The sequence below is a fragment of the Vibrio sp. YT-16 genome, assembly GCF_033337405.1.
Classification (GTDB): Bacteria; Pseudomonadota; Gammaproteobacteria; order Enterobacterales; family Vibrionaceae; genus Vibrio; species Vibrio alginolyticus.
The window spans coordinates 1-308 of the sequence record NZ_JAWOQQ010000127.1; the positions used below are offsets into that span (position 1 = coordinate 1).

Genomic DNA, 308 nt, shown 5'->3' on the forward strand with positions numbered 1-308 from the left:
TGCACACCAGCCGAGGTGCGGAAAACAACTCGCAGCAAATTGAAAACATGTATTACCGCTTGGGAGCCTTGGTTCTTGAATTGATTTTTATCGTTTCCAACACCAATACGGATACCTATCGCGAACTGGATTTACTGTTCATCGAATCGGATTCACTGTCGACAGGGGAGCGTTCTGCATTTCAACGTCGACTCGCACAAACCTCAAGTGTTCTTGCGGCGAATGCGCAGGGCAGTTATTTGGCGAATCAGTTATTAAAGCCAGATTTTCCTAATCAGTTGGTGTCGATGAAGGCTACGCTCGAACAA

General features: G+C 46.4%; 1 pseudogene. It reads left to right on the plus strand.

From position 1 onward, the window contains the following. Nucleotides 1–308, plus strand: a pseudogene (locus R7F07_RS25220) (Hpt domain-containing protein); the annotation flags it as partial.